Here is a 26,389-nt window from a genome sequence, read left to right as displayed (position 1 = left end):
GTCGAAACGCCTTGTACGTACATCTCGACCAGCGCCGACACCAAGGCCTTCTCCGAACGCTGATAGCGCTCAAACAACTCCGTCGAGAACCGGCCCGTCCGATCCTGCGGAACGCGAAGTTCCAGCACCCCAACCCGCGTCACCAGCTTGCGCTCGTAATACCCGGACCGGTAACTCACCCGCTCCGCCGTCCGCTCGCCTTTCTCGGCCCCGATCGCCTCCGTCATCTCGGCTTCCAGAGCCTCCTGCACGACAGTCTGCAATACCTGGCGAAAGCCGTCCTCATCCGACAGCAGCAACGCTTTCAACTCGCCCCTGCTCAGTTTAACTTCTCGATTGGTCATGGCACTTCCCCTTCCACGGGAATCGGTGATTGCAACGTCACCACCGTGCCATGGCCGCTCGCCCTTCAGAGCAAGCGCCGTTCTCTCTCCAAAACTTTTTGCAGAACCTTCAGGACACTATCGGTGATTCTGCACCACTGCATTCTTCGGCGGATGTCACGGCATGGATCCCAGGGTCTGCGCTCCGCTTTGCGTTCGCTCCGCCCTGGGATGACGAAGCCATCGACGGCTGTTCCCAAAAACAAAACGGCCCGCCTTTCAGCGGGCCGTTCATATATTAAGTCGGCAGTCTGATTACTGAGGGGCCGGTGCTGGTGCCGGGGCCGGGGCTGGCGCGGGTGCAGGTTCTGCCGGAGCGGGAGCCGGAGCGGGTGTTGCCGGAGCTGGCGCAGGAGCCGGTTCGGCTGGCTTCATCGGCTCGGCAGGTGCTGGAGCCGGAGCCGGTGTGCTGGCTGCGGGCGGTTCGGCAGGCGCAGGTGCCTCGCTACGTCTTCCAAAAACATAATAGGCGACAATTGCCAGGATAACGACGACCAGGGCAATCAGCCAGCCGCTGCCGCCGCCGCGTGGCCGTGCGGTACCCGGTGAGGTGAATGGGTCGTTCGGATTGGGTGTGTTCGCCATAAAAGTGTCCTCCGTGGATGAAAAACATCAAGTAATAGCCATCAACGTACAATCGTTGAATCGGTTTCACATTAGGCGTTGAAAACGCCGAAAACAGGGCAATTCTGATCCGGAATCGCTTGCAGGCATGCATTTCCACCGCAAAATGGGTTCGATCGAGCCAAACCGAACCTTTTTCAGTTTCTTGGCACGAGGCGCGGGTGGTCCGCCGTCGCGCCACGGCAATGATTCGGTGTGCAACTCCGCCGTGTTGTTCAGTTGACGGCGGTCACCGTATAGCCAGTCTTGCGGAAACCCTCGACCAAGCCTTGCTCGCCGGGAAGGTGCATGGCGCCGACCGCCATGAAGACATTGCCGTGGGCGAGGATCGGCGCTGCCCGATCGACCATCACCTTGTTGCGGCTGGTGATCATGGTCTGCTCGAATTCGGCGTAACCCGATTGGTCGTCGACCTGTTCGGGGATGACGGCCCGAAACAGCGGTACGTACATGCCAGTGTCGCCACGCCGGTAAAGCACGATCATGGTTTCGTTGACGTCGTTCACCTTGTCGCCAAGCTTCAGCGTATCGACCAGCCCCTTCAGGTGAAAGGCGATCGGCAGCGAAGCCATGGCGCGCAACTGGTCGGCGATTGTCTCCAGCCCCTCGACTGATTTGCCCGAAGCCTCGGCGTCCTTGGCAAGCTTGACGTCGAGCACCGGTGCGCCGCCAGCTTGGCGGGCGACTTCGCATGCAGGCAGCGCCACCATCGCCGACAGCAACCAGGGCTTCATCTTGGCGACGGTCGCTGGCGGGATGCCACGCGCATCGAGCGCCTTGTTGACCACCGCCGCATCCTGCGGCGACAGCAGCGACGAAAGCGTCGTCTTGTCGGTGAACATCATCAGATCCGGCTCTTTCAGCAGTGCGGCCATCATCTTCTGCTTGTCGAGCACTTCGGTGGTCTCGATGATGACGGTGCCAGCCGCATCGAATGCCTTCTGCGCGGCGGGCGGCAGCGTGGTGACGCGCGGGTCGGTAACGTGCATGGTGCCGAACAGGAAAGACGGTTTTTCGCCTGATTTTTCGAGCTTCCACAGCAGGCCCTTGCCGTTCGGCGTCACTGCCGCGTCCGCCTCGATCTTGCGGTAGGTGGCCGGGTCGTCCTTTTGCAGCGCGCCCAGCATATCGGTACCGGCGCAGACCGGGATCTCGGCGCGTGCCTTGCCTGCGGCGAGCAGCGCGATGATGAGGAAGGAGAGGAAAAACAGGGCGTTGAGCGCGACAAGCAGCTTCAGCGACACATGGGTCGCGCGGTCGGCGATGGCGATGAGGCGTTTCATGCTGCGGTTCTAGGCGCAAAAAGCGGCAAAACGGTTAATCGGCGCATCAAAATTGTTGCGAGATGGCCACCAATCAAGCATCCATCACGCACGCGGATGAGCTGCTTCGTAAATCTCGAGCAGCCTGGCGGTGTCGACACCGGTGTATATCTGGGTTGTCGACAGGCTGGCGTGGCCGAGCAACTCCTGGATGGTGCGCAGGTCGCCGCCGCGCCCAAGCAGATGCGTTGCAAAGGAATGGCGCAGCGCATGCGGCGTCGCCGTGTCGGGCAGGTTGAGCGCCGAGCGCAGCTTGGCCATGTCGCGCTGAACGATTGCCGGGTTCAGCGGGCCGCCGCGGGCACCGCGAAACAGCACGCCCTTGGGATCGAGATGATAGGGACACAAGCGGCGGTATTCGGCAATCGCCCGCAGCGCCACCGGCAGCACCGGCACCAACCGCGTCTTGCCGCCCTTGCCGGTGACGCGCAGCACGGTCTCACCAGGCGAGGACAGATCGGCGCCCGACAGGCCGAGCGCCTCGGAAATGCGCAAGCCGGACCCATAGAGCAGGGTCAGCACGGCGGCGTTGCGCGCGGCGATCCACGGCTCCTCCGCCAGTTGGCCTTCCACCGAGACGACGTGTTTTGCATCGCTTGCGGTCAGCGGCTTGGGCAGCGATTTCGGCTGCCGCGGCGCGCGCAAGGCTGCCGCACCTGCCGCATTGGCGAGGCCGCGCCGTTCCAGGAAACGCAGCAGCGAGCGGATGCCGGCTAGGCCGCGCCCGAGCGTGCGGGCGCCGGCGCCCTCGGTACGGCGGGCAGCGAGAAAGCCGCGCAGATCGGCGGGGCGCAGATCGGCGATGTCGGAAATGCCGGGCGAGCCGCCGCAATGGCCGGTCAGGAAATGCAGGAACTGGCGCGTGTCGCGCTCATAGGCCTCGACGGTTTCGGGCGACAGCCGTCGTTCGCGCGCCAGCATCTTCAGCCAGGCCTCGCGCGCCGCCTGTAGATCGGGTTTTGCCGGTATGAGGAATTCCTGCATTGCGCTCTTCCAGTTCTCCGCCATCTTCCGGCACGCGGGTTAGGAAGCGGTGAAGAGCGGCATCATTGAAATGACGACGGGCTGGGGTTAGAGCAAGGCAAAGGATTTTCCGCAGATGAGCAAGCCGCAAAACCCCGTCCAGATGGCCGTGATCGGTGCCGCGCATGGCATCAAGGGCGAATTGCGCGTCAAGAGCTTTACCGGCGACCCGCTGGCGCTGGCCGATTACGGTCCGCTCTACGCCAGGGATGGCCGCGCCTTCCAGATCGTCGATATCAGGCCTGCCAACACGGTGGTGGTGGTGCGTTTCAAAGGCGTCAGCGATCGCAATGCCGCGGAGGCGCTTGCCGGCACCGAATTGTTCGTCGACCGTTCGGTGTTGCCGGATGAGGGCGAAGAGGATGAATTCTACCATGCCGACCTCGTCGGGCTGGAGGTCAAGGATGACACTGGTGCGGTCATCGGAAAGGTCGTCGCCGTGCATAATTTCGGCGGCGGCGACATTCTCGACGTGACGCTGGCGGGGCGCAAAGGCGTGCTCATCCCGTTCACGCAGGCCGCCGTTCCGGAAGTGTCGATCGCCGGCGGCTTTGTCCGCATCGATCCGGCCGCCGCAGGGTTGGTCGAGGACGAGGACGGCGAGCCTGCCGGCCGCGACAGCTTCGACCTCAAAGGCAGGCCGCGCGGGCCGCGGGACGCCGGAGGCAACCGGTGAGTTTTTCCGCTTCGGTGCTGACGCTCTATCCCGAGATGTTTCCCGGCGCGCTCGGCCTGTCGCTGGCCGGACGCGCGCTGGAGACCGGCATTTGGTCGCTCAAGGCGATCCAGATCCGCGACTTTGCCAGCGATCGTCACCGTACTGTCGATGACACACCGGCCGGCGGTGGCGCCGGGATGGTGATGCGGGCGGACGTGCTGGCCAGCGCCATCGACCATGCCTCGCCGCCGGGCGATCTGCGTCCAAAACTGCTAATGAGCCCGCGCGGCAAGCCGCTGACGCAGCGCCGTGTGCGCGAGCTCGCCGGCGGGCCGGGTGCGGTGATTGTCTGCGGCCGCTTCGAAGGCGTCGACCAGCGGGTCATCGAATCGCGAGGCCTCGAGGAAGTCTCGATCGGCGACTTCATCCTGTCCGGCGGCGAGCCGGCGGCACTTGTGCTGTTAGACGCCGTGGTGCGGCTGCTGCCCGGTGTCATGGGCAATGCGGTGTCGGGCGACGAAGAGAGCTTTGAGAACGGCCTGCTCGAACATCCGCACTACACGCGGCCGCAGGAGTTCGAGGGCCGGCCGATCCCCGAAGTGCTGATTTCGGGCAATCACAAGAAGATCGCCGCCTGGCGGCGGGCCGAGGCGGAAAAGCTGACGAAAGAGCGAAGGCCTGATCTTTTGGCCGCTCAGCCCTTGTCGAAATAGTAAAACGCCAGGAACAGGCCGACCGCGATGACGAAGCCGCGCACCGCGTTCTGTGGCACGCGCCTGGCGATCCAGACGCCGGCATAGCCGCCCAGCGCGCCGCCTGGGATCATGATGATCGCCTGCAGCCAGGCGATGACGCCGCCGGAGACAAAGACCAGGATGGCGACCGCAGCTATGACAACGGCCAGCATGTTCTTCAGTGCGTTCAGCCGGTGATAGTCGCCGGACTGGGTGAGGCCGAGCGTCGCCAGCATCATGACGCCCATGCCCGCGCCGAAGAAGCCGCCATAGACGGCAGTGGCGAACTGCGCCAGCGATCCGACCAGCGAACCCACCGCGGCCTCATGCTCCGGCTTGGGCGCCGGCTTCAGCCATGGCCCGGCAGCGAACAACGCCGTCGCCGCCAGCAGCAGCCACGGCACCAAGGCGCGGAACGACGGGTTGTCGAGCCCTAGAAGGATGAGCGCGCCAGACAGCGCACCGAAAGCCGAAATGAGGCTGAGCAGCAGTGCGCCGCGCCAGAAATGCTTGATGTCGTGCCAATAGGCGAGCGTCGAGGTGATGTAGCCAGGAAATTGCGTCACCGACGATGTCGCATTGGCGACGATCGGCGGCAGGCCGGCCAGGGTCATGGCGCCAAAGGTTATGAACGTGCCGCCGCCGGCAACTGCGTTGACCGCGCCTGATAGAAAGCCGGCGAGAAAGAGCAGGACCGCGTCCAAGATTGGCATGAGGGGTGTCGTCGCTGGAGGAAAATGCTTATCTTCCGGCTTAGAAAGCTTGACGCGCGGGCGCAACCCCCTGGACCACAAGCGATCATGGGATTGCCACAGCGGGCGCCAGTCAAAAGAAGCAGCGCCAAAAAAGAAACAGCGAAGGCGTGACAAAGCGCCGAAATAGCTGTATGTGCGCGCCGAACCGGAAGAAAATCTGCCAAGAGCGATCTTCTGGCCCGTCAACAATGACGGTGTAGTCGCCCCTGCCCGATGTTCTCGAACAGACGTTCTCGAACGAAGGGCATAGCCGAGCGGTCGATGCGACTGCAAGGCGAGTGTCGGACGCTCTGACTGTCGGAAGAACAAGAAGTGGATTTATGAGATGGATATCCTCCGTCAGCTCGAGGCCGAGCAGGCCGCCAAGATCGAAGCCAAGCGCAAGCTTCCCGAATTCCAGCCCGGCGACACCGTGCGCGTCCAGGTCCGCGTGACCGAAGGCACCCGCACCCGTGTCCAGGCCTATGAGGGCGTCGTCATCGCCCGCGCCGGCGCCGGTTTCCAGGAGAGCTTCACCGTTCGCAAGATCTCCTACGGCGAAGGCGTGGAGCGTGTGTTCCCGGTCTATTCGCCGATGGTCGAGGGCGTCGAGATCGTGCGCCGCGGCAAGGTGCGTCGCGCCAAGCTGTATTACCTGCGCGATCGTCGCGGCAAATCGGCCCGTATTTCGGAAAACACCGGCGTGCGCGCCCGCAAGCTGAACGACGAAGAGCGCGATGCGCTGAACGCCGAGAAGGCGCGCATCGAGGCCGAGAAGGTGGCCGCCGCCCAGGCGCTGGCCGCCGAGAAGACAGCGCAGGACGCCGCCGAGAAGAAGGCCGCCGACGAGGCAGCCAAGGCCGCGGAAACAGCTGCCGCCGAATAAGGCGTCTTCAAAACCCATGTTTTCGGAAAGGCGGCTTCGGCCGCCTTTTTGTTTCGCGAGGTGGATTCGATTTTGCCAGTCCCGCAATCGATACGGATCGTTCCGTAATGCCGCCGTTGAAAGCATCGGAAATCCATTTTCGTGCCGAGCGGCGCATCGGAGCGGCTTGCAAGGCGCCTGCGGAAAGCTAAAGTCGGCGCCGGATTTTCCTGCATGCCTCGGCCGATCGAGGCGGTTCAGTTCCTGGGGAGCATAGTCATGATCAATTCGAAACTGCTGCTGGCCGGCCTGCTGGCTTGCCTTCTTGTGCCTGTCGCGGCTATGGCGCAGGTGTTGCCCGACCTCGGCGGCAAGAAAGTGGTGGTGGTGACGGAAAACGCCTATCCGCCGCTGCAGTTCATCGATGCCAAGACCGGCAAGCAGATCGGCTGGGAATATGACGCGATGAACGAGATCGCCAAGCGGCTGAATTTCAAGGTCGAGTACCAGAATACTTCCTGGGACGCGATGATCCAGGCGGTTTCCGACAACCAGTACAACATTGGCATGACCGGCATCACCATCAAGGACGACCGCAAGCAGAAGGTCGATTTCTCCGACCCGTATATGCGCTCGGAACAGTTCATGCTGGTGCGCGGCGACGAGAAGCGCTTCAGCGATGCCAAGACGTTCGCTGCCTTCAAGGACGGGCTGATCGGCGCGCAGGCCGGTACCACGCCGTTCTACACCGCGGTCTACAGCGTCCTCGACGGCAATGAACAGAATCCGCGCATCAAGCTGTTCGAGACATTCGGCGCGACGGTGCAGGCGCTGAAGTCCGGCGACGTCGACGTCGTGCTCACCGACGGCACTGCCGGCAAGGGCTATGTCGATGCGTCCAATGGCGGCCTTAAGCTGATCGGCGGCCCACTCGGCACCGAGGATTTCGGCTTCATTTTCCCCAAGGGCTCCGACCTGGTGAAGCCGGTCAACGCGGCAATCGCCGCGCTCAAGGCCGACGGCACGCTCGACGCGCTCAACAAGAAGTGGTTCCTCGACTACAAGATGGGGCAGTAGGACTTTTGTCGCGGGTGCCGGGTGATGCGCGGGAACTCGTGCTGACTCTGGGCGACTCTGTCACCGGTATTGCTTGATGCCGCCGGCGCCCCCAGCCTCCGCCAAATCCGACTTCCCGTGGTGGCTTGCCGTGGCCGTGACGATCGCCTTGGCCGCCGCCATCTTCATCGCCGCCAGCGACCTCTATGCCCAGGTGTTCGCGACCGTCGCCAAGGGCATCGGCGTCACCATCTTCGTCACCGTGGTCGCCTTCACGCTGGCTTGCGCCATCGGGCTTGGCGTGGCGCTGATGGGGCTGTCGGGCTCACGCTGGCTCAGCCAGATCGCCCGCTTCTACGTCGAGATCATCCGCGGCGTGCCGATCCTGGTGCTGTTGTTCTGGATCGCCTTTGCTGGCGCGCCGGCCTTCGTCGCGGCATGGAACGCGCTGACGGCGCCGCTGCAAAGCGCCGGCCTGTTCGGTGAGCTGCTGGTACGCGACGTGTCGCTGCTATGGCGCGCCATCATGGCGCTGACCATCGGCTATTCCGCTTTCATCTCGGAGGTCTTCCGCGCCGGCATCCAGGCGGTCGAGAAGGGTCAGATCGAGGCGGCGAAGGCGCTCGGGCTGACGCGCACGCAGCGCTTCCGGCTGATCGTCTTTCCGCAGGCGATCCGCACCATCCTGCCGCCGCTCGGCAATGATTTCGTCGCCATGGTCAAGGATTCCTCGCTGGTCTCGGTGCTCGGCGTCGCCGACATCACCCAGATGGGCAAGATCTACGCCGCCGGTTCGTTCCGCTTCTTCGAAACCTATTCGATCGTCGCCTATATCTATCTCATCCTGACCGTCGGTCTGTCGCTGGCGTTGCGGGCGCTGGAGAAGCGGCTGCGGCACCAGCATGGGGAATAGAAGGCAGGCGAAAACGGCGCTACCATCGAACGAATGCGACCGGGGAGAACCATGATCATCGACAAAGCCAATGCGGCGCTGGAAGCAGTCTACACGGCCGACACGCCTGAGGCGCTCGCCAAAGCCTATGCGCAATGGGCTGCGACCTATGACAGCGAAACCGCGGCGCTCGGCTATCTCCTGCCGTTCCTGATCGCCGCCTGGGTGGCGCGCCACGTGCCGTCAGGCGAAGGGCCGCTGCTGGACGCCGGCTGCGGCACCGGCCTGTCGGGGCCGTCCCTGAAGGCACTCGGCTACCACCATATTGCCGGGCTCGACCTGTCGCAGGACATGCTGAAAATCGCCGGCAGCCGGCAGGCCTACAGCGAGCTGAAACAGGCGATGCTCGGCGGGCCATTGCCCTGGGCGGACGGGTATTTTCGCGCCTTCTTCTCGACCGGCGTGTTCACCATCAGCCACGCGCCGGCGTCCGGCCTGCGTGAACTGGTACGCATCACCAGGAAGGGCGGCCACGCCATCTTCACCGTCCGTGACCAGGTATTTGAAAGCGGCGGGTTTCAAGCCGTGTTTGACGAACTGGAGCAGGCGAAAAAATGGCGGCCGGTCGAGGAGAGCCCATGGTTCCGCTGCTATGCGATCGCCGAGCCCGACGCGCTGGTGAAGATGTTTGTGTTCGAGGTGCTGTGAAGCGCCTGCGAAGGCCGCCACGATTGCTGAAAAGCCAAAACATTGATAAGAGCAGCGCCATGGAAGAGCTTTTTGGCGATCCGGCCTATAAGGGTTTCGTGCTGCAGGACAGAAAACGCCTGCCGTCGCGATTTTCGGCGCGCGTCTGCGGGGCGCTGACCAGCCGACTTAGCTAAGGCAGACTCGCCGGGCTGTTTCGCCGGGCCGACCGGCGTCCTTTTCCTTTTTTTAAATCGACGGATTTACGCAAATGAGCGCACCGCGCACCCTCTACGACAAGATTTTCGACGACCATGTGGTCGACCGCCAGGACGACGGCACCTGCCTGCTCTACATCGACCGCCACCTCGTCCACGAAGTCACCAGCCCGCAGGCTTTCGAAGGCCTGCGCATGACCGGCCGCAAGGTTCGGCATCCGGAAAAGACGCTGGCCGTGGTCGATCACAATGTGTCGACCTCGCCGGAACGCAAGTTTGGAATCAAGAACGAGGAAAGCCGCATCCAGGTCGAGGCGCTGGCCAAAAACGCCAAGGATTTCGGTATCGAATACTATTCCGAGAAGGACATCCGCCAGGGCATCGTCCACATCATCGGGCCGGAGCAAGGCTTTACGCTGCCCGGCATGACCATCGTCTGCGGCGACAGCCACACCTCGACGCATGGCGCGTTCGGCGCGCTGGCGCATGGCATCGGCACCTCGGAAGTCGAGCATGTGCTGGCGACGCAGACGCTGATCCAGCGCAAGGCCAAGAACATGCTGGTGCGAGTCGACGGCGCGCTGCCGGAAGGCGTCACCGCCAAGGACATCATCCTCGCCATCATCGGCGAGATCGGCACGGCCGGCGGCACCGGCTATGTCATCGAATATGCCGGCGAGGCGATCCGTGCGCTGTCGATGGAAGGCCGCATGACGATCTGCAACATGTCGATCGAAGCCGGCGCCCGCGCCGGCCTGATCGCGCCCGACGAGACTACCTTCGCCTATGTCAAGGACAAGCCGCGCGCCCCCAAGGGCGAAGCCTGGGATGCCGCGCTCGCCTATTGGAAGACGCTGCAGTCCGACGAAGGCGCGCATTTCGACAAGGTGGTCGTGCTCGACGCGGCAAAGCTGCCGCCGATCGTCTCCTGGGGCTCCTCGCCCGAGGACGTCGTTTCGGTCCAGGGCATCGTGCCGAACCCGGACGACATCACTGATGAGAACAAGCGCACCTCCAAGCAACGCGCGCTCGACTATATGGGCCTGACGCCGGGCACCAAGATCACCGATATCGAACTTGACCGCGTCTTCATCGGCTCCTGCACCAATGGCCGCATCGAGGATCTGCGCGCCGCCGCCAAGGTGATCGAGGGCAAGAAGGTCAATCCGCGGGTCAGCGCGATGATCGTGCCCGGTTCCGGTCTGGTCAAGGAACAGGCCGAGGCCGAAGGCCTCGACAAGATCTTTGTCGCGGCCGGTTTCGACTGGCGCGAGCCGGGCTGCTCGATGTGCCTTGCCATGAACGACGACCGGCTGAAGCCGCATGAGCGCTGCGCCTCGACCTCGAACCGCAATTTCGAGGGCCGCCAAGGCTTCAAGGGCCGCACCCATCTGGTGTCGCCGGCAATGGCGGCAGCAGCAGCGATCGCCGGCCATTTCGTCGATATCCGCGAGTGGAAATAGCGCAGGGCACGCAGTCGGATATGAGTTGCCCGAGCCGCAGTGCGGTTCGGGCATTTCTTCAGCTGGGGCGCCTGACGAATTCGTGGAATCCCTCACGGCGGCCGGGTTGGTCCTTTGCGACGACCAGCGCCAGTTGGCGCTCGTCGAAGAGCTTGAACCATTCGTCCCATTCGACCAGTTCATAGCCGCCGGCATTGATCGGGCGTTCGGCCTCGTCCTGATCCTGGTAGGCGTGCTGGCCGAAGACCAGCCTCAGCATGGCCTGGGTTCCGGCTTCAGGCGACACGTCGACGATCGCCGGAAAGCCGGCGCGCGCCGCGGCCCATGAGCGAATTGCATCGTGATCGGTCAGCATGATCGTGTCGGCCATCAGAGCGTCTCCTGGTTGCCGTCGTGAAACGCCGCCCGCCGTTCCCGGTTCCGTCCAGCAGCTTCACCGATGAATCCGTCGTATATTCGCCTTCGCTTAACCGCTTGTTTGGGCTTCCGCTCTAATGTCTCCTCAGGGGAAGCGAGGGGAACTTACAGCGCTTGGACACCGGCCTGCTCATAGCGCTGCTCAATCCAGGCATCGCCCTCACACTCGGCGCGGCATTTCTCGTGCTGTGGTTCTATCAGCGCCACCGTCCCTATCTGATCGTGCTGGCGGCGGGCTACTCGGCCTCGGCCGCAGGCTTCCTGCTCCAGTATTTCACGCTGCCGGTCGGTATGGCGCCGACCAAGCTCATGTCCATCCTATGCTTCACCTTCGCGACCTGCTGTCTCGCCGGCGCGGTCATCGCGCGCTACGGGCGGCGCGTGCCGTATCCAGCGATCGGCATTCTGGCGGCCGGCGGCCTTGCCGCGGTCTCATGGTTTCTCTTTGCCCGGCCGGATATCACCTGGCGGATCCTTGCCATCAATTTCAGCTTCGGCGGCATCAGCCTGGTTGTCGCCGCCGAGCTGCGCGTGGTGCGCAACAACGGCCCGACGGAAATGATCCTGTTCGTGCTGTCGCTGCTTTCCGGCCTGAACTTCCTGGTGCGGACCCTTGCCGTCGTCATCGCGCATGGTCCATTTGCCAGCTATGAAGGGCTTTACTCCTCGTCCTATTGGACGACGGCACTGCTGTCGCATGCGCTGCTGTCGCTGCTTATCGCGCTTTGCCTGTTCGGCGCCGCCGCGCTCGATGTGATGAAGGCCCTGAAGACCGAAACCCTGACGGACCCGCTGTCGGGCCTGCTCAACCGCCGTGGCTTCGAGGAGCGCGCCATGCTTGTCCTGCAGCACTGTGCCACGGCGCGATTGCCGGTTGCGCTGGTGTTGGCCGATCTCGATCATTTCAAGGCGCTCAATGATCAGCATGGCCACGCGGCCGGGGATCGCGTCATCGCCGACTTCGCCGCCAAGCTTCTATCGGCTGCAGGCACGCGCGGCGTTGCCGGCCGCATCGGCGGCGAGGAGTTCGCCGTGCTCTTGCCGCTCAGTGACCTTGGCGCGGCAAGACTGTTTGCCGAAGCCATTCGCACGCTCTATTCGGCGGGCAGAATCGACGGGCTTCCGCCCGACACAAGAGTGACCGCGAGCTTCGGCGTGGCCGCCCGTACGGGCGACGAAGGGCTGGACCCGCTGATGCGCCGTGCCGACGAAGCGCTCTACAAAGCCAAGAGAAATGGCCGCGACAGCGTGTGCCTGTCCTATCAGCGGCCTGAAACGGTGTTCTTTCCCGATCGGACCAGTGCCGGCTGAGCGTCAGCGGCGGCCTCGAATTAACGTCTTTTTCGCGCCTCGGTGGTTTGCTGTTCGGCGGGGAGTGCCAAAAACGCAATGGGCAGCGCCAATTTCATCCTGGTGATCAACCTGTTCGTTGCCGGGCTGCTGGCGGCGGCCTTCATGACGGTCGCCGTCTATGACGCAGGACGGGTGTCGGCACGCTGGCTTGCGTTCGGCTATGTACTGGGCATGGCCTATTTCGCCATCGAATTCAGCATCCCTGCCTTCGACAATGCACGACCGCTGGTTGTTGCAGCCTTTGCCGCTTTCCTTGGCGCTACCGTCGCCTTCAATGGCGGGCTTGCCCATAAATACGGCGTTTCGCGCCCTTGGCCGCCGATGCTCTTCTTCCTGGTCTTCGCCACCGTGGCGGTCTACGTCGTACAGGACCTGCAACGTCAATCCTTTGTGCGCATGGCGGCCTACCAGTTTCCCTATGCGGCCATGCAATTCACCGGGCTGACGATCGTCTTGTCGTCCAAGCAAAGACGCGAGCGGCTCGACTATATGCTGATGGCTGTCCTGGCAGCCAGCACCTTGCAGTTCGCCAGCAAACCCTTCATCGCCCATACGCTTGGCGGCTGGGGCGCCAACCCGCAATCTTATGCGCAGACCAGCTACGCGTTGGTGTCGCAGTCTATCGGCACCGTGTTCGGCCTGGCGCTTGCGCTGGTGACGTTGGCTATCCTGGTCCGCGACGTGCTCGCCGAGGCGACGTCGAAATCGGAAACCGATACGCTTTCACGGCTGCTCAACCGTGGCGGCTTCGAGCGCCATGCCGAGATCGCACTGCGCGACGCCATGCGGCGGGCTGTCTCGGCGGCACTGGTCATTGCCGATCTCGACCATTTCAAGCGCATCAACGATACGTACGGCCACGCGTCCGGCGATCGGGTCATCGAGACCTTTGCCGGTTTTCTCCGCGATGCCGCGGCCGACCATCATGTCGCCGGCCGGATCGGCGGCGAGGAATTCGCTATTTTCCTGCCGGGGACCAACCTCGCCGCCGCCCGACTCTTCGCCGAGGGCACGCGTACCGCCTTCGGTGCCACGCCCATCGACTGCCTGCCGGCGGATCATCGCTGCAGCGCCAGTTTCGGCGTTGCCGAGCTTGGTTCGGGCGAAAGCTTTTCCGACCTGCTGCGGCGCGCCGACAAAGCGCTCTATCAGGCGAAGGGCAGCGGCCGCGATTGCGTGCGTGTCTCGGCCGGGCCGGCTGCTGCCCAGCCGGCGCCGGCGACAAACGGCAGCGCGGCCGTCAGCGGCACGGGCTGAGCTCCGGCATCTCGCCGTCGGAGAGGCCGTACATATAGCTGCGGCCCTTCACGAAAACCGGCGGCCTGTAGCAGTCGCCGTTTCGGACCTCATCCGAGTCGTTTTCATAGATCACCTCGGGCTGGCCGGCGCTGGTGTAGTCGGACAATTCCTTGGCCAGCTTGCCCTCGCCGACGAGGATGCGCTTGTAGCCGGCGGCGCTTTCGATGACCAGGTTGCCGAAGGAATCGGCATAGACGCGGTCGTGGTGGCGCGTTCCGGCGAATGTCGGTGCGGCGATGCCGACGGCGAGCGCCGCCAATAGGAACCCGCGAAGGCACGATCTTGCTGAATTCGAATGCATGGCGAGCTGCTCCATTGCTGAGAGGCAAGCCTCCTCGAATCAGAAATTAACCTTTTATTAACCTTTGTTAAGAGGGCAACCGCCGCCGCCGCGAGGTCTCGGAAAACATGGTTAATATTCGAGCGGCCACCGGCCATCATTCGGCCATGCTTGTTCCCACCATCGCCGGCATCGAGCGCGACTCAAAAAGCATGAAATCCGGCGGCTTGCCGGGGCATCGCGGCCGGTTTCGAGGCGCGGGGAAGCAGCATATGAGATTACGCCGCACGTTTCGGATAGCGCTGGCCGTCTCCTCGCTGCTGGCTGCCGCCGCCTGCACGCCGCAGACCAGTGCGCCCAAGCTCGGGAATACAGTGGCCGCTTCTGTCGCGATCGCTCCAACCGAATCGACACCGCAGCCGCGCACGGCGACCTACAAATGCGCCGACGGGAGCATGATGACCATCGAGAATCTCGGCACGTCGGTGCGCGTGCTCGGCCCGGACGGCACCAGCTCCGAGCTGCCGGCCTCACCCGCCAATCAGACCAGCCGGTACGGCGAGGCGCATGACGCAATCGTGATCGACGGGCGCGACGCATTGGTGATGAAGGGCGGTGCCTCACCGGTGGCCTGTACACGCTGATCGACCCGGCGCGGCAGCCATATTTTGCAGTGCAGCGACATTGTGCCGGCTCAAGGCCACAGCCCTAATCGATTGAAGCTGAAACCTTCGCTTTCATCAGACTAAATTACGTTTTCAAAACGGTTTTCCGGCTTTGACGCGGTGCAAAAAGAGCATTAGAAACCGGCTGTCCGAAGTCGCAACCGGAAGCGGTAATGCCGCATTTCCACCTGAGGCTCCAGAGACGCCGAACTGGGGGAGCCATGAGCAAATCACCAGCCACCCGCGAATTTGCCAGACGTGAACGGCCGCTTTCGCCGCACCTGACCGTCTATCGGCCGCCGATCACCATGACGATGTCGATCGTCCACCGCATCACCGGCGGGGCGCTCTATTTCGGCACGCTGCTGGTCGCGCTGTGGCTGATGGCGGCGGCGAGCTCGGAGGCGACCTTCAATGCCGTCAACTGGGCCTTCGGCTCGTGGCTGGGACGGCTGGTGCTGTTCGGCTACAGCTGGGCACTGATGCACCACATGCTGGGCGGTGTGCGCCATCTGATCTGGGACACTGGGGCAGGGCTGGAAAAGCATACCGCCTCGAGGATCGCCTGGGCGACGCTGGCCGGCTCGGTCACGCTGACGCTGCTGATCTGGATCGCCGGCTACATGGCGCGAGGAGCCTGAGATGAGCGGCAAAAACACCGACATGCGCACGCCGCTGGCCAAGGTCCGCGGCCTCGGTTCGGCCCGCGAGGGCACCGGCCATTTCTGGCGCCAGCGGCTGACGGCGATCTCCAACATCCCGCTTGTCCTGTTCTTCGTCGGCTTCCTGATCGCACTCAACGGCGCCAGCTATCTCGAGGTGCGCGCCGCACTTGCCAATCCGTTCGTGGCACTGGTGCTGGCGCTGGTGCTGCTGTCGGTGCTCTACCACATGCGGCTCGGCATGCAGGCGATCATCGAGGACTATGTGCATGGCGAGGGCACCAGGCTGGCGTTGCTCGCGCTCAACACATTCTTTCCCGTAGTCGTCGGCGTCGCCTCGGTCTTCGCCCTGCTTAAACTGGCATTTGGAGGCTGATTTTTGGCCAAGGACGCGAAGAACGCCAATACAGGTTCCGCCTATAGCTATGTCGACCACAGATTCGACGTCGTGGTCGTCGGCGCCGGCGGTGCCGGCCTGCGCGCCACGCTCGGCATGGCCGAGCAGGGCCTACGCACCGCCTGCATCACCAAGGTTTTCCCGACGCGCTCGCACACGGTCGCCGCTCAGGGCGGCATCGCCGCCTCGCTCGCCAATATGGGGCCCGACAACTGGCAGTGGCATCTCTTCGACACGGTCAAGGGCTCAGATTGGCTGGGCGATACCGACGCGCAGGAATACATGGTGCGCGAGGCGCCGGCGGCGGTCTATGAACTCGAGCATTACGGCGTTCCCTTCAGCCGCACCGAGGACGGGAAAATCTACCAGCGCCCGTTCGGCGGCATGATGATGAATTTCGGCGAGGGGCCGCCGGTGCAGCGCACCTGTGCGGCCGCCGACCGCACCGGCCATGCCATGCTGCACACGCTCTACGGCCAGTCGCTGAAGCACAATGCGCAGTTCTTCATCGAGTATTTCGCGCTCGACCTGATCATGGAGCCGGACGGCACCTGCACCGGCGTCGTCGCCTGGAACCTCGACGACGGCACCATCCACCGTTTTTCGGCCAAGATGGTGGTGCTGGCGACCGGCGGCTATGGCCGCGCCTATTTCTCGGCCACCTCGGCGCATACCTGCACCGGCGATGGCGGCGGCATGGCCGCACGCGCCGGCCTGGCGCTGCAGGACATGGAGTTCGTGCAGTTCCACCCGACCGGCATCTACGGCGCCGGCTGCCTGATCACCGAGGGCGCGCGCGGCGAGGGCGGCTATCTCGTCAATTCCGAAGGCGAGCGCTTCATGGAGCGCTATGCGCCGTCGGCTAAGGACCTTGCTTCGCGCGACGTGGTCTCACGTTGCATGACGCTGGAGATCCGCGAAGGCCGTGGTGTCGGCCCGAAGAAGGACCACATCTTCCTGCATCTCGACCATCTCGATCCGGCCGTGCTGCACGAGCGGCTGCCTGGCATTTCGGAATCGGCAAAGATCTTTGCCGGCGTCGACCTGACCAAGGAACCGATCCCGGTGCTGCCGACCGTCCATTACAATATGGGCGGCGTGCCGACCAATTACTGGGGCGAGGTGCTCAACCCGACCGCCCTGAACCCGGACCAGGTGTTGCCCGGGCTGATGGCCGTCGGCGAGGCCGGCTGCGCCTCGGTGCACGGCGCCAACCGGCTGGGTTCGAATTCGCTGATCGACCTGGTGGTGTTCGGCCGTGCGGCGGCGATCCGGGCCGGCCAGGTGATCGACCGCAACGTCGCGATCCCGTCGCCCAACGAAGCCTCGGTCGAAAAGATCATGGACCGCTTCGACCGGCTGCGCCACGCCAACGGTTCGACGCCGACAGCGGTTTTGCGCGAAAAGATGCAGAAGGCGATGCAGGAGGACGCGGCGGTGTTCCGCACCCAGGAATCGTTGGAAAGCGGCTGCAGGCGCATTTCGCAGATCTGGGGTGAACTCGGCGACGTCAAGGTGTTCGACCGCTCGATGATCTGGAACTCCGACCTGGTCGAGACGCTGGAGCTGGAAAACCTGATGGCCAACGCCATCACCACGGTCTACGGCGCCGAAGCGCGCAAGGAAAGCCGCGGGGCGCACGCGCGGGAGGACTTTTCGGCCCGCGACGACGCGGACTGGCGCAAGCACACGCTGGCCCGGCTCAACGAGGCCGGCGAGGTGGCGCTCAGCTACCGGCCGGTGCACACCGAGACGCTGCTCAAGGAGGCAGACGGCGGCATCAATCCGGCCAAGATCGCGCCAAAGGCCAGGGTGTATTGAGATGAGGCTGCTGGCGGTCGCGATGCTTTCCATTGCCGTCAGCGGCTGCGCAACGTCGGCTGATACCGTCTATGTTTATGATAACGCTGATAAAATATCAAAGTCAGTGAACGACATCCCGGTTTGGAGGGACGCCTCCAGCGCGCAATCGTCAAACAGGTTTTGGTTCGAGAAAGGCAACGGGCCGGTTAGTTGCGTGGTAGGGGACGGGCATTTGCCAGCCCGGGCCGCGAGAAGGCAAATCGTGGGGAAAGCCGTGGAAGTGCGCGTATACGGCAGTTGTACGGGATTCGTAAATTCCCTTTACGTTCACGCGGAGAAATAGGGTGGCGTTGACGACAACGGGATATTCCGGCACGCCCCTTCCGGCCAAGCTCGGCCTGAAGGACGGGATGATTGCCGCCTTCGTCGCCTTGCCGCCCGAGCTGGACGACCTTGCCGAAGCAGTGGACTTTGCCGAGCTCGACCGGCTGGCCAACTGGTCAGCGATTTCAGGCGTTCATGAGAAATACGATGCCGTGCATGCTTTCGCCCGGCGGCGTGTCGAAATCGAGGACCGTCTTGGCGACGTAGAAGCGGCGATTAAGCGGCACGGCATGGTTTGGGTGTCGTGGCCAAAGAAGGCATCGAAAGTGCCGACCGACGTCACCGAGGACGTTATCCGCCCCGAGGCGCTGAAGCTCGACCTCGTCGACGTCAAGGTCGCCGCCATAAACGGGATCTGGTCCGGGCTGAAGCTCGTCATCCGAAAGGACCTGAGATAATGGTCGAACTCACGCTTCCGAAAAACTCGAAGATCATGGCCGGAAAAACCTGGCCGAAGCCGGAGGGCGCGACCAACCTGCGCGAATACCGCATCTATCGCTGGTCGCCGGACGATGACGAGAACCCGCGCATGGACACGTATTTCGTCGACATGGACGATTGCGGGCCGATGGTGCTCGACGCGCTGCTCTGGATCAAGAACAAGATCGACCCGACGCTGACGCTGCGCCGTTCCTGCCGCGAAGGCATTTGCGGCTCCTGCGCCATGAACATCGACGGGTCGAACACGCTGGCCTGCACCAAGGGCTGCGACGACATTTCCGGCGCGATCAAGGTCTACCCGCTGCCGCACATGCAAGTGGTCAAGGACCTTGTGCCCGACCTCACCAATTTCTACGCCCAGCACGCCTCGATCGAGCCGTGGTTGAAGACGGTGTCGCCCGAGCCGGCCAAGGAATGGCTGCAGAGCCATGAGGACCGCGAAAAGCTCGACGGGCTCTACGAGTGCATATTGTGCGCCTGCTGCTCGACCTCCTGCCCGAGCTACTGGTGGAACGGCGAGCGCTATCTCGGCCCGGCGACGCTGCTGCAGGCCTATCGCTGGCTGATCGATTCCAGGGACGAGGCAACGGGCGAGCGGCTCGACAATCTCGAAGACCCGTTCCGGCTCTATCGCTGTCACACGATCATGAACTGCGCCCAGACCTGCCCCAAGGGGCTCAACCCGGCCAAGGCGATCGCCGAGATCAAGAAGATGATGGTGGAGCGACGGGTTTAGCAGCAGATGAAGCAGCTACCTGCCGATTTTTCATCTGACGCCGTCGCGGCGATCCGGGCGCGACTCGATGTCGTGCGAACGCAAGGCGTGACGATCCTGTTCGCCACCGAAAGCGGCAGCCGCGCCTGGGGGTTCCCGTCTCCCGACAGCGACTATGACTGCCGTTTCGTCTATGTCAGGCCGGCATCGGATCACCTTGTGTTGGAACAGGCACGCGACGTGATCGAATTTCCCATCGAAGGCGAGATCGATGCCGGTGGCTGGGATCTGCGCAAGGCCTTGCTGCTCGGGCTCGGCGGCAATGCCGTCATCGTCGAATGGGCAAAATCATCGATCGTCTACGAAGAGGTCACGGGATTTCGGCGGCGCCTTCTCGACCTGCTTGCCGAGATCGTCGATCCGGCAAAAGTAGCGCGTCACTATCTCGGCCTGGCGCGTTCACATGTTGCCAAGATCGGCAGCTTTTCCGGCGAGGTGAAGCTGAAGAAGCTGTTCTATCTCATTCGACCACTGGTCGCGTTGGACTGGATGGAGCAGCGCGGCCTCGCCGGTCTACCGCCGATGAACCTTGGCGAGTGCATCGACCAGATCGAGATGCCAGCGCAGGCAAGCGATGAAATCCGCAGCCTGATCGACCGCAAAAGCCAGACGCGGGAAATGGGGACCGGTCTCATCCCGACGGCGATCGCGCGCTATCTTGAGGCGCGCTATGGTCACCACGAAATGAACCTTGCCGGCGTGATCCGGGATGAAGCCCGCCAGGCGCGAAACCGTGTCCTTGCAACCGACTTTTACCGCCGGGAGGCTGAACTTCAATGAGCGATGAGCTTCCCATCCTCTCCCCCATCGAGGCGCGTGTGCTCGGCTGCCTGATCGAGAAGAAGGAGCTGACGCCCGACGTCTATCCGCTGACGCTCAATGCGGCACTTGCCGCGGCCAACCAGAAGACGGCGCGCGAGCCGGTAATGTCGGTCGAGCTTGCCGAGGTTAGAAGGGCGCTTGGCCAGCTCGAGCAGAAGGGCCTGGTCAGGCAGGTGTTCGCGTCGCGCGTCGAGCGCTATGAGCATGTCGTGGCGCAGCGCTTTTCCCTGACCTCGGCGCAGATCGCGCTGCTCGGCCTGTTGCTGCTGCGCGGCCCGCAGACGGCCTATGAATTGCTGGCGCGAAGCGAGCGCATGGCACGGTTGCCGTCGATCGACGAGCTTCGCGGCAATCTCGATCTGCTGATCGGCCGCAGGCCGCCGCTGGTGCAGCAGATCGACCGCGGCCCGGGCCAGCGCGAGGACCGTTATGTCCAACTGCTCAGCGGGCCGGTGCAGCTGTCGGCTGCCGCGGCGCCCCAGCAATCGCCCTTGCCGGCCTCGGATCTGGAAATGCGCGTGCAGGCCCTCGAGCAGGAGGTCGCGGCATTGCGCGCCCGCCTCGACGCGCTGACCGGCGAGGGGCACTGAATCGCGACCTCACCTCCTGCTGTAGACGCCGCTCGCCTCGCCCCCGGATCGACCAGCCGCAACTGCCGGCCATTCAGCTGCCAACTCAGCGAGACCGGCTTCAGGTCGCCGGCGCCGAACTTCCAGGTGCCGGTCAGATCGGGCCGGCAGCCATTGACGGATTTGTAGGTTCCGGCCTTAGGCGTGAAGACCAGCGTCGAGCCGTGCACGGTCGTCGTGCCCGTCTTCAGCGTCAGCGACTGGATTTGGCCGCAGCCGTCGACCAGCGAGGATTCGAACAGCGCATATTGCGTGCGCCCGTTGGCGCTGAAGGTGAAGGAGATGCTGCCGCCGCTGCCCGGCGCACAATGGCCGAGCGTCGTGCAATAATCGCCGCTGGCGACTGCAAAGCCCCATTTGCCGACAAGTGCTGGTGGTATCGAGCCCTGGCGCGAACGGGCTGTCCGCCCCTTGCCTTGGCCGGCGGCATCGGCCGGGCCGACGGCCAGGCAACCGGTCAGGCCCCGCCAGTGTGACAAAAACCGCCAGGCGCGCGGGTGAGGAGCCGGTCAGCATCCCTTGTTCGCGATAAGCTTGTGCAGATGGGCAAGCCGCGTGGCTATGACATTGTTGACGATCGCCATCTTGCCGGGGGGTGCCATGCCGCCATATTTCTTCGGCGAAGGCCCATGGTTCCTGGCCTCCTCGTAGCCGGCGGCCTGTTGCCGCAACTCGGCACAGGACATGCCGGCATATTTCGCCTGCTCCTGCGGGCTGATGACACCCGATTGCGCCATGCCGATGGAGTTTGCCGCCGCCATGCCGCCGAGGCCGACAGCCGCGGAAATCGGATTGAGGCCGACGCAGCCGGAAAGGCCAAGGCACAGCATCGGCGCCGCCAAAAAAGCATATCGCAGGCTCATGGCTGACGCTCCCTGATGCGCGGCGGCAGCTTCAGGTCGCGATGATCGGTGGCGGTTTTTCCGAGCGCAAGCGACAGGAGATAGACGCGCGGATTGAAGCCCGCCGAGGCGACCGCCGACAGCGTCCTGAGCAGTTGCAGGTGATACATCGAACCCCCTTGTGGTGGTCATTGCCGATGGATTTCCGGTTTTGGAAACGGGCTGCAAACTACGTCCGATGAGACAAGCCGGCTTGGACGAGACGGCCCTAAAAACGGCCTAAACGGCCCTGTATTGACGTTTCAGGGGGCTCGGCGCATATCAGCGCGCTCTCGGGCTGGGGGATGCCGATGAATGCGACGACCTCGTTCAGGCTGATGACGGACGCGTTTCCGGAGCAAGATCGCGTCGAGGTGATGCGCGAGGTCTACGGCCGCACGGTCCTCAAGGTCGAGCTCGATCCGCTCGCACCGACGCGTGTCGACATGAAAGTGCGTGCGCTGCCCGGCCTCGGCATTGCCACCGGCACTTCCTCGGAATTCCGGGCGCATCACTCGATGCCGCTGATCGACAGCGACGACCTCATCCTGTTGGCGGCGCTCGATGGCGCGAGCGTCATGAAGCATCGCGGCCGCGAGGAACCGATCGGCAACGGCCGGGCGCTGATGATGAGCGGCGAAGAGGTCGGCCTCAACCTCATCCAGCCCGGCGGCATGCGCTTCGTCAATATGAGCTTCTCGCTGAGGCAGCTTTCGCCGCTGATCGGCGATCCGGCTTCGGTGCTTATGCAGCCGTTGCCGACCACGAGCGGGGCGATGCGGCTGCTGCTCGACTATGTCCAGTCGATCCAGGATGCAGACGATGCGCTGACGCCGGAAACCTGGCAGCTGGCCGCGACTCACATTTTCGACCTTGCCGCGCTTGCCATGGGGGCGACCAGGGATGCCGCCGAAATTGCGCGTGGCCGCGGCGTGCGGGTGGCGCGACTGCGCGCCATCAAGGCCGATATCCTCGCCCATGGCGGGCACGGCGAGCTGTCGGCCGAAGACATCGCCGCCCGCCACCATCTCTGCGCCCGCTATGTGCGAAAACTGTTCGAGAGCGAAGGCACGTCGCTGTCGGACTTCATGCTGCGCCAGCGGCTAGTGCGCGCGCATCGCATGCTGGGCGATCCTTCTCATGCCGACCGCAGCATCACGGCAATCGCCTTCGATGCCGGCTTCAACGACCTTTCCTATTTCAACCGGGCGTTCCGCCGGCGCTATGACGCGACGCCGTCGGACGTGCGCGCTGCGGCCTTAAAGAACTGACATTGGGTTACGCCCGGGCATGATGGGAGCCCGTGGGGCCCCCGACTCTCAAGACTGGGTTCCTCGCCCACCGCGAAGCGGGGGAGAGGTGGCCGCGAAGCGGCCGGAGAGGGGGCTTCATAGAGCGCGGTTCCCCTCTCCGTCTCGGCTTCGCCGAGACACCTCTCCCCACTGTCGTGGGGCGAGCAACCCAAGCTGGAATAAAGCCGCGATCTTCCCTCTATCCTGCCAGCCCCCCGCAAGGGAGATCGGATGGCCGCTATGCTGTCGCCAATCATCGACTGGCTGTTCGATGCAGGTTTGCTTACGGCTCACCCGAGACTGGCGTCGAGCGATACTTTGATGGCGCCGAGCGCTTTCGAGACTGGGCATTCGGCCTTGGCCTTTTCGGCCAGTTCCTTGAACTTGGCGGCATCGATGCCCGGCACCTTGCCGACCAGCGTGATCGCGCTGCCGGTGATGCCGGTGCCGGGGACCAGCGTTACCACGGCCTTGGCGTCGAGCTCGGCAGCCGGAGTGCCGTTCTCGGCGAGGAAATGCGAAAGCTGCATGGCGTAGCAGCCGGCATGGGCGGCGGCGATCAGCTCTTCCGGGTTGGTGCCGGATTTGCCGCTCTCGTCCTCGAAACGCATCTTGGCAGAATAGGGCGTACCTTTCAGCGTCCCGCTCTGGGTTTCGAGCGTGCCTTTGCCTTCCTTGAAACTGCCTTTCCAAACGGCGTTGGCGGTGCGGTCCATCAATTCCTCCTTGATTGTCGTGATTGAGCCCGTGATCGGCATCCAGTCGACTATAGCGCGCGCTGGAGCGAAGGCCACCCGCGCTTTCGTATCGGCGGCAGCGTGACACATCATGGTCAAGCAAAAAAATCGCTCGGGAAAAAAATCGCGAAAAAAATATGCGTGCAAAAATGTCGACTTCCATCTGTCCCGGCCGTCCTGCGGGCCATGGAATTGGTGGCTGGATGGAGGATCACATGAACAATCTGTTTTCTGCTCACTGGACAAACACCAGCCACAGGGCCGGTGAACAACAAGCCGACTGGTCGCGCCTGCCGCCTTCCGGCTTCGGCCGGCTGCTTGCGGCGATTGCCATTATCGGGATTGCGGTGTCCTTTCTGGATTATGCAGCGGGGCTCGATCATACAGCGGGCAAAGGCCCGGCCGAGATTTCCCTAGCCTCGGCTGCCGCTTCAACCCAGGAATGGAGGTAAAGATGAAATACGTTTGCCTGGTCTACGGCGACGAAAAAGATCTCTACGCAATGACGCCTGCGAGGCTGGCCAAGCTCGACGCCGATTCGCTGGCCTATGACAGGTCGGTGGCGCAAAGCGGCCGGCTGATCATCGCGCAGGCGCTGCAATCGGTGCAGACGTCGAAGACCGTGCGCCGGCGCAAAGGCAAGCGGCTGGTCACGGACGGCCCCTTCGCCGAGACCAAGGAGCAGTTGCTCGGTTTCGTCATGATCGAGGCCGGGGACCTCGACGAGGCGCTGGAGATCGCCGGCGGCATTCCGCTGGCAGAAATCGGCACGATCGAGGTGCGGGCGATCTACAATGTGCCGGGGTCGTAGAGATGTCGGCGGCCGGCGACTGGCGCAGGCTTTCGTTTTCTTCAATTGACGCAACTTTTGCGTGTTGAAGCGAAACGACACTTCTCTTATCGTCGCCTGAGATTGGGGATCTTGGGCATGCATATATTGATTGCTGCAATCGGCCTGCTGGGGGCAGCGGCGTTCTGGTGGTACCGGCTGAAGACCATGAACGACGCGGCGCGTGAGGTTGCCGACGTCGTTGGCCGCGTCCAGGGCAATGTCCGCCGCAAGAAACTGCGCAAGCAGGCGGCGCTCTCGCCGTTGACGGCGATCGACGATCCGGTCGTGGCGGCGGCGACGCTGATCACCGCCATTGTTTCCGAGCATGGTCCGGTGCTGCCGCAACGCGAAGCTGCCATTCGATCGGTGATCTCGGAGATTGCCGACAAAAAGCAGACCGATGAAGCGGTGATCTACGCCAAATGGGCGGCCTCGCAAATCGACGATGCCACGGTCGTCATCGACAAGCTGGCACCGTTCCTGCGCGAACGCCTCGACGCGGCTGAAAGGAACGATCTGCTACAGATGGTCAGCCGTGTCACGGAAGTCGGCGGGCAAAGCCAGCAGATTTCCGACCAGCGCATGCTCCGGCTGCGCCAGAAGCTCGGTTTCGAGGTCAATTAGGGTGTGCTGATATTCAGGTGATGCCGGCCTGCAAAGGGTGGCTTCCTGCGCTTCCTATTCTCACGTACCCAAACGCACGCTCCGCTCCGGTTCTCGGAAGCCACTGTTGGTCGCTTCGCGCCCCGTCTTCGACTCCGGCTCGGCCTGACCTGAATCTCAACACATCCTGGCATGTCTGTGAGATGGATCAGATCGCCTCGCCCTTCAACAGCTTCGGCGTGTCGCCGGACAGACCTGACGCCTGGCGGATGAAGAACCCCCTCAGCCGCGGCATGCGTTCGACAAGGCCAAGACCGACGTCGCGCAACGTACGCAGCGGGCCGAAATCGTTGGAAAACAGCCGGTTCAGCACATCGGTGGTGATGCCCATCTGCACCGTGTCGAAGCGCCGCCATTGCTGGTAGCGCTCAAGCACGTCGAGCGCGCCGATGTCCTGGCCGAGCCGGTCGGCCTCGACCACCACCTCAGCAAGTGCCGCCACGTCCTTGAAGCCCAGATTGAGGCCCTGGCCGGCGATCGGGTGGATGCCGTGGGCGGCGTCGCCGGCCAAGGCGATGCGCGGCGCGACGAAGGCGCGCGCAATGGTCAGCCCGAGCGGCCAGGCGCGGGGCTTGTCGGCGATATGGATTTCGCCGAGCTTGAGGCCAAAGCGGTGCTCGAGCTCATACTCCAGGACCAGGGTGTCGCCTGCGACCAGCTTTTCGGCATCCTGCGACCGTTCGACCCAGACGATCGACGAACGGTTGGTGCCGTCCTTGCCCGGCTTGAGTGGCAGCGTGGCAAAGGGGCCGGCCGGAAGAAAATGCTCTTCGGCGCGGCCGTTGTGCGGCCGCTCATGCGCCACCGTGCAGACGATGCCGGACTGGCCATACTCCCATTTCACCGTTTTGATGCCGGCCATGTCGCGCAGCTTCGAGTTGACGCCGTCGGCGGCGACCAGCAGCCGCGCCTTAAGCGTCGCGCCATCGGCAAGATGCACGGTGATGCCGGCGCCGTTGGTATCGAAGGCGCGCACGGCGACGCCCTCGATGATGCCGATGCCGAGCTGTTCGGCGCGCCGGCGCAAGGCGCCGTTCAAATCCTTGTTGGCGACCATATGCGCAAAGGGTTCGCCGGGCGCGACCTCGCCGTCGAAGGTGAGGAACACCGGACGGACCGGATCCGTTGTGCGCGAATCGGTGACGGTCATTTCGGTGATCGCCTGCGCCTCCGGCGCTATCTCGTTCCAGACGCCGAGCTGGTCGAGCATGCGGCACGCGGCGGCTGCAATCGCCGAGGCGCGGCCGTCCTTCTGCCAGACGCCGGCGGGTGCTGCGTCGACGACGGCAACGGCGAGGCTCGGCCGCGCCTGCTTCAGAGACACGGCGGCGGCCAGGCCGATATAGCCGGCGCCGGCGACCAGAACGTCGAGCGAATTCTTGCTGTCCACCATGGCAA

At 63.6% G+C, this 26,389-nt stretch carries 32 protein-coding genes; 22 read left to right on the top strand and 10 right to left on the bottom strand.

Annotated features, from left to right (window positions below; all coding sequences use genetic code 11):
- From NKH63_RS08200 to NKH63_RS08190, 3 genes are all read right to left on the bottom strand, one after another.
- Positions 1-344 (bottom strand): transposase (locus NKH63_RS08200; protein ID WP_352917804.1); only part of this gene is annotated, 344 nt, incomplete at its 3' end.
- An 878-nt stretch (positions 345-1,222) separates the two neighbouring features.
- Complete coding sequence (locus NKH63_RS08195; RefSeq protein WP_352588030.1) at positions 1,223-2,290, bottom strand: TraB/GumN family protein; 1,068 nt, start codon at positions 2,288-2,290, stop codon at positions 1,223-1,225.
- 84 nt (positions 2,291-2,374) lie between these two features.
- Positions 2,375-3,313: a tyrosine recombinase XerC gene (locus NKH63_RS08190; protein ID WP_036245843.1), complete on the bottom strand. Its 939-nt coding sequence runs from the start codon at positions 3,311-3,313 to the stop codon at positions 2,375-2,377.
- 115 nt (positions 3,314-3,428) lie between these two features.
- Between NKH63_RS08190 and rimM the strand changes: the two genes are divergently transcribed.
- Positions 3,429-4,028: a ribosome maturation factor RimM gene (gene rimM, locus NKH63_RS08185; protein WP_352917803.1), complete on the top strand. Its 600-nt coding sequence runs from the start codon at positions 3,429-3,431 to the stop codon at positions 4,026-4,028.
- Positions 4,025-4,723, top strand: coding sequence for a tRNA (guanosine(37)-N1)-methyltransferase TrmD (trmD, locus tag NKH63_RS08180; protein WP_031195242.1), 699 nt, complete (start codon positions 4,025-4,027; stop codon positions 4,721-4,723). The genes rimM and trmD overlap by 4 nt, the downstream gene beginning before the upstream one ends.
- Here trmD and NKH63_RS08175 read toward each other — a convergent pair.
- Positions 4,705-5,457: a sulfite exporter TauE/SafE family protein gene (locus NKH63_RS08175; RefSeq protein ID WP_023722715.1), complete on the bottom strand. Its 753-nt coding sequence runs from the start codon at positions 5,455-5,457 to the stop codon at positions 4,705-4,707. The two genes, trmD and NKH63_RS08175, sit on opposite strands and share 19 nt — an antisense overlap.
- Positions 5,458-5,824: 367 nt before the next feature.
- Between NKH63_RS08175 and rplS the strand changes: the two genes are divergently transcribed.
- From rplS to leuC, 5 genes are all read left to right on the top strand, one after another.
- The gene (gene rplS, locus NKH63_RS08170) at positions 5,825-6,364 is read left to right on the top strand and encodes a 50S ribosomal protein L19 (protein WP_352494058.1); all 540 of its coding nucleotides are present in this window, start codon (positions 5,825-5,827) and stop codon (positions 6,362-6,364) included.
- A 258-nt stretch (positions 6,365-6,622) separates the two neighbouring features.
- Positions 6,623-7,420, top strand: coding sequence for a transporter substrate-binding domain-containing protein (locus NKH63_RS08165; RefSeq protein ID WP_031195240.1), 798 nt, complete (start codon positions 6,623-6,625; stop codon positions 7,418-7,420).
- A gap of 76 nt (positions 7,421-7,496) precedes the next feature.
- Positions 7,497-8,312, top strand: a complete 816-nt coding sequence (locus NKH63_RS08160; protein ID WP_023722712.1) for an amino acid ABC transporter permease — start codon at positions 7,497-7,499, stop codon at positions 8,310-8,312.
- 51 nt (positions 8,313-8,363) lie between these two features.
- The gene (locus tag NKH63_RS08155) at positions 8,364-8,999 is read left to right on the top strand and encodes a class I SAM-dependent DNA methyltransferase (protein WP_352917802.1); all 636 of its coding nucleotides are present in this window, start codon (positions 8,364-8,366) and stop codon (positions 8,997-8,999) included.
- Positions 9,000-9,249: 250 nt separating this feature from the next.
- Positions 9,250-10,659 (top strand): 3-isopropylmalate dehydratase large subunit, encoded by a 1,410-nt coding sequence (gene leuC, locus NKH63_RS08150; protein WP_023722709.1) that lies wholly within the window; start codon positions 9,250-9,252, stop codon positions 10,657-10,659.
- Positions 10,660-10,717: 58 nt separating this feature from the next.
- Here leuC and NKH63_RS08145 read toward each other — a convergent pair whose 3' ends face one another.
- Positions 10,718-11,029 (bottom strand): hypothetical protein, encoded by a 312-nt coding sequence (locus tag NKH63_RS08145; protein ID WP_023722708.1) that lies wholly within the window; start codon positions 11,027-11,029, stop codon positions 10,718-10,720.
- A 161-nt stretch (positions 11,030-11,190) separates the two neighbouring features.
- Between NKH63_RS08145 and NKH63_RS08140 the strand changes: the two genes are divergently transcribed.
- Both NKH63_RS08140 and NKH63_RS08135 read left to right on the top strand, forming a co-directional pair.
- Complete coding sequence (locus tag NKH63_RS08140) at positions 11,191-12,387, top strand: GGDEF domain-containing protein (protein ID WP_352494059.1); 1,197 nt, start codon at positions 11,191-11,193, stop codon at positions 12,385-12,387.
- Between the two features lie 78 nt (positions 12,388-12,465).
- Positions 12,466-13,686: a GGDEF domain-containing protein gene (locus NKH63_RS08135; RefSeq protein ID WP_352917801.1), complete on the top strand. Its 1,221-nt coding sequence runs from the start codon at positions 12,466-12,468 to the stop codon at positions 13,684-13,686.
- Here NKH63_RS08135 and NKH63_RS08130 read toward each other — a convergent pair.
- Positions 13,670-14,029, bottom strand: a complete 360-nt coding sequence (locus NKH63_RS08130; protein WP_352917800.1) for a hypothetical protein — start codon at positions 14,027-14,029, stop codon at positions 13,670-13,672. The two genes, NKH63_RS08135 and NKH63_RS08130, sit on opposite strands and share 17 nt — an antisense overlap.
- Positions 14,030-14,280: 251 nt before the next feature.
- On the opposite strand from NKH63_RS08130, the gene NKH63_RS08125 reads away from it, so the two are divergent.
- The 9 genes from NKH63_RS08125 to NKH63_RS08085 all read left to right on the top strand — a co-directional run bounded on the left by NKH63_RS08125 (position 14,281) and on the right by NKH63_RS08085 (position 20,916).
- The gene (locus NKH63_RS08125) at positions 14,281-14,652 is read left to right on the top strand and encodes a hypothetical protein (RefSeq protein WP_031195237.1); all 372 of its coding nucleotides are present in this window, start codon (positions 14,281-14,283) and stop codon (positions 14,650-14,652) included.
- A 242-nt stretch (positions 14,653-14,894) separates the two neighbouring features.
- Positions 14,895-15,314 (top strand): succinate dehydrogenase, cytochrome b556 subunit, encoded by a 420-nt coding sequence (sdhC, locus tag NKH63_RS08120; protein ID WP_292663224.1) that lies wholly within the window; start codon positions 14,895-14,897, stop codon positions 15,312-15,314.
- Position 15,315: 1 nt separating this feature from the next.
- Positions 15,316-15,711, top strand: coding sequence for a succinate dehydrogenase, hydrophobic membrane anchor protein (gene sdhD / locus NKH63_RS08115; RefSeq protein ID WP_352643747.1), 396 nt, complete (start codon positions 15,316-15,318; stop codon positions 15,709-15,711).
- 3 nt (positions 15,712-15,714) lie between these two features.
- The gene (gene sdhA / locus NKH63_RS08110; RefSeq protein ID WP_352917799.1) at positions 15,715-17,553 is read left to right on the top strand and encodes a succinate dehydrogenase flavoprotein subunit; all 1,839 of its coding nucleotides are present in this window, start codon (positions 15,715-15,717) and stop codon (positions 17,551-17,553) included.
- Positions 17,554-17,879: 326 nt separating this feature from the next.
- The gene (locus tag NKH63_RS08105; protein WP_352643749.1) at positions 17,880-18,317 is read left to right on the top strand and encodes a DUF3052 domain-containing protein; all 438 of its coding nucleotides are present in this window, start codon (positions 17,880-17,882) and stop codon (positions 18,315-18,317) included.
- Positions 18,317-19,096 (top strand): succinate dehydrogenase iron-sulfur subunit, encoded by a 780-nt coding sequence (locus tag NKH63_RS08100; protein ID WP_023722699.1) that lies wholly within the window; start codon positions 18,317-18,319, stop codon positions 19,094-19,096. The genes NKH63_RS08105 and NKH63_RS08100 overlap by 1 nt, the downstream gene beginning before the upstream one ends.
- A 6-nt stretch (positions 19,097-19,102) precedes the next feature.
- Positions 19,103-19,915 carry a nucleotidyltransferase domain-containing protein gene (locus tag NKH63_RS08095; protein WP_352917798.1) on the top strand — a complete coding sequence of 271 codons (813 nt, stop codon included), beginning with the start codon at positions 19,103-19,105 and terminating at the stop codon, positions 19,913-19,915.
- Complete coding sequence (locus NKH63_RS08090) at positions 19,912-20,547, top strand: YceH family protein (protein ID WP_023722697.1); 636 nt, start codon at positions 19,912-19,914, stop codon at positions 20,545-20,547. Before NKH63_RS08095 ends, NKH63_RS08090 begins: the two co-directional genes overlap by 4 nt.
- Before the next feature lie 183 nt (positions 20,548-20,730).
- Entirely contained in the window at positions 20,731-20,916 is a 186-nt protein-coding gene (locus NKH63_RS08085; protein ID WP_352917797.1) for a hypothetical protein, read from the top strand.
- Positions 20,917-21,095: 179 nt separating this feature from the next.
- Here the strand turns inward: NKH63_RS08085 and NKH63_RS08080 are convergent, their stop codons facing one another.
- Both NKH63_RS08080 and NKH63_RS08075 read right to left on the bottom strand, forming a co-directional pair.
- Complete coding sequence (locus NKH63_RS08080; protein ID WP_352494069.1) at positions 21,096-21,449, bottom strand: hypothetical protein; 354 nt, start codon at positions 21,447-21,449, stop codon at positions 21,096-21,098.
- Positions 21,446-21,598 carry a hypothetical protein gene (locus tag NKH63_RS08075; protein WP_352917796.1) on the bottom strand — a complete coding sequence of 51 codons (153 nt, stop codon included), beginning with the start codon at positions 21,596-21,598 and terminating at the stop codon, positions 21,446-21,448. Before NKH63_RS08075 ends, NKH63_RS08080 begins: the two co-directional genes overlap by 4 nt.
- A 180-nt stretch (positions 21,599-21,778) precedes the next feature.
- Here NKH63_RS08075 and NKH63_RS08070 point away from each other — a divergent pair, with 180 nt between their 5' ends.
- Entirely contained in the window at positions 21,779-22,738 is a 960-nt protein-coding gene (locus tag NKH63_RS08070) for a helix-turn-helix transcriptional regulator (protein ID WP_352494071.1), read from the top strand.
- 311 nt (positions 22,739-23,049) lie between these two features.
- Here the strand turns inward: NKH63_RS08070 and NKH63_RS08065 are convergent, their stop codons facing one another.
- A complete protein-coding gene (locus NKH63_RS08065; RefSeq protein WP_352494072.1) occupies positions 23,050-23,475 on the bottom strand; it encodes an OsmC family protein in 426 nt (141 codons plus the stop codon).
- 236 nt (positions 23,476-23,711) lie between these two features.
- Between NKH63_RS08065 and NKH63_RS08060 the strand changes: the two genes are divergently transcribed.
- From NKH63_RS08060 to NKH63_RS08050, 3 genes are all read left to right on the top strand, one after another.
- Positions 23,712-23,948: a hypothetical protein gene (locus tag NKH63_RS08060; protein WP_352917795.1), complete on the top strand. Its 237-nt coding sequence runs from the start codon at positions 23,712-23,714 to the stop codon at positions 23,946-23,948.
- Between the two features lie 2 nt (positions 23,949-23,950).
- Positions 23,951-24,307: a YciI family protein gene (locus tag NKH63_RS08055; RefSeq protein ID WP_352917794.1), complete on the top strand. Its 357-nt coding sequence runs from the start codon at positions 23,951-23,953 to the stop codon at positions 24,305-24,307.
- 117 nt (positions 24,308-24,424) lie between these two features.
- Positions 24,425-24,952 carry a hypothetical protein gene (locus tag NKH63_RS08050; RefSeq protein WP_023722688.1) on the top strand — a complete coding sequence of 176 codons (528 nt, stop codon included), beginning with the start codon at positions 24,425-24,427 and terminating at the stop codon, positions 24,950-24,952.
- A 187-nt stretch (positions 24,953-25,139) separates the two neighbouring features.
- On the opposite strand, the gene NKH63_RS08045 is transcribed toward NKH63_RS08050, so the two are convergent.
- A complete protein-coding gene (locus NKH63_RS08045) occupies positions 25,140-26,384 on the bottom strand; it encodes a ubiquinone biosynthesis hydroxylase (protein WP_352917816.1) in 1,245 nt (414 codons plus the stop codon).
- Between the last annotated feature and the right edge of the window lie 5 nt (positions 26,385-26,389).

The sequence above is a fragment of the Mesorhizobium sp. M0960 genome, assembly GCF_040319055.1.
Lineage (GTDB): Bacteria > Pseudomonadota > Alphaproteobacteria > Rhizobiales > Rhizobiaceae > Mesorhizobium.
Note: the sequence above shows the minus strand (reverse complement) of the source record. Positions and strands in the feature narration are given on the sequence as shown.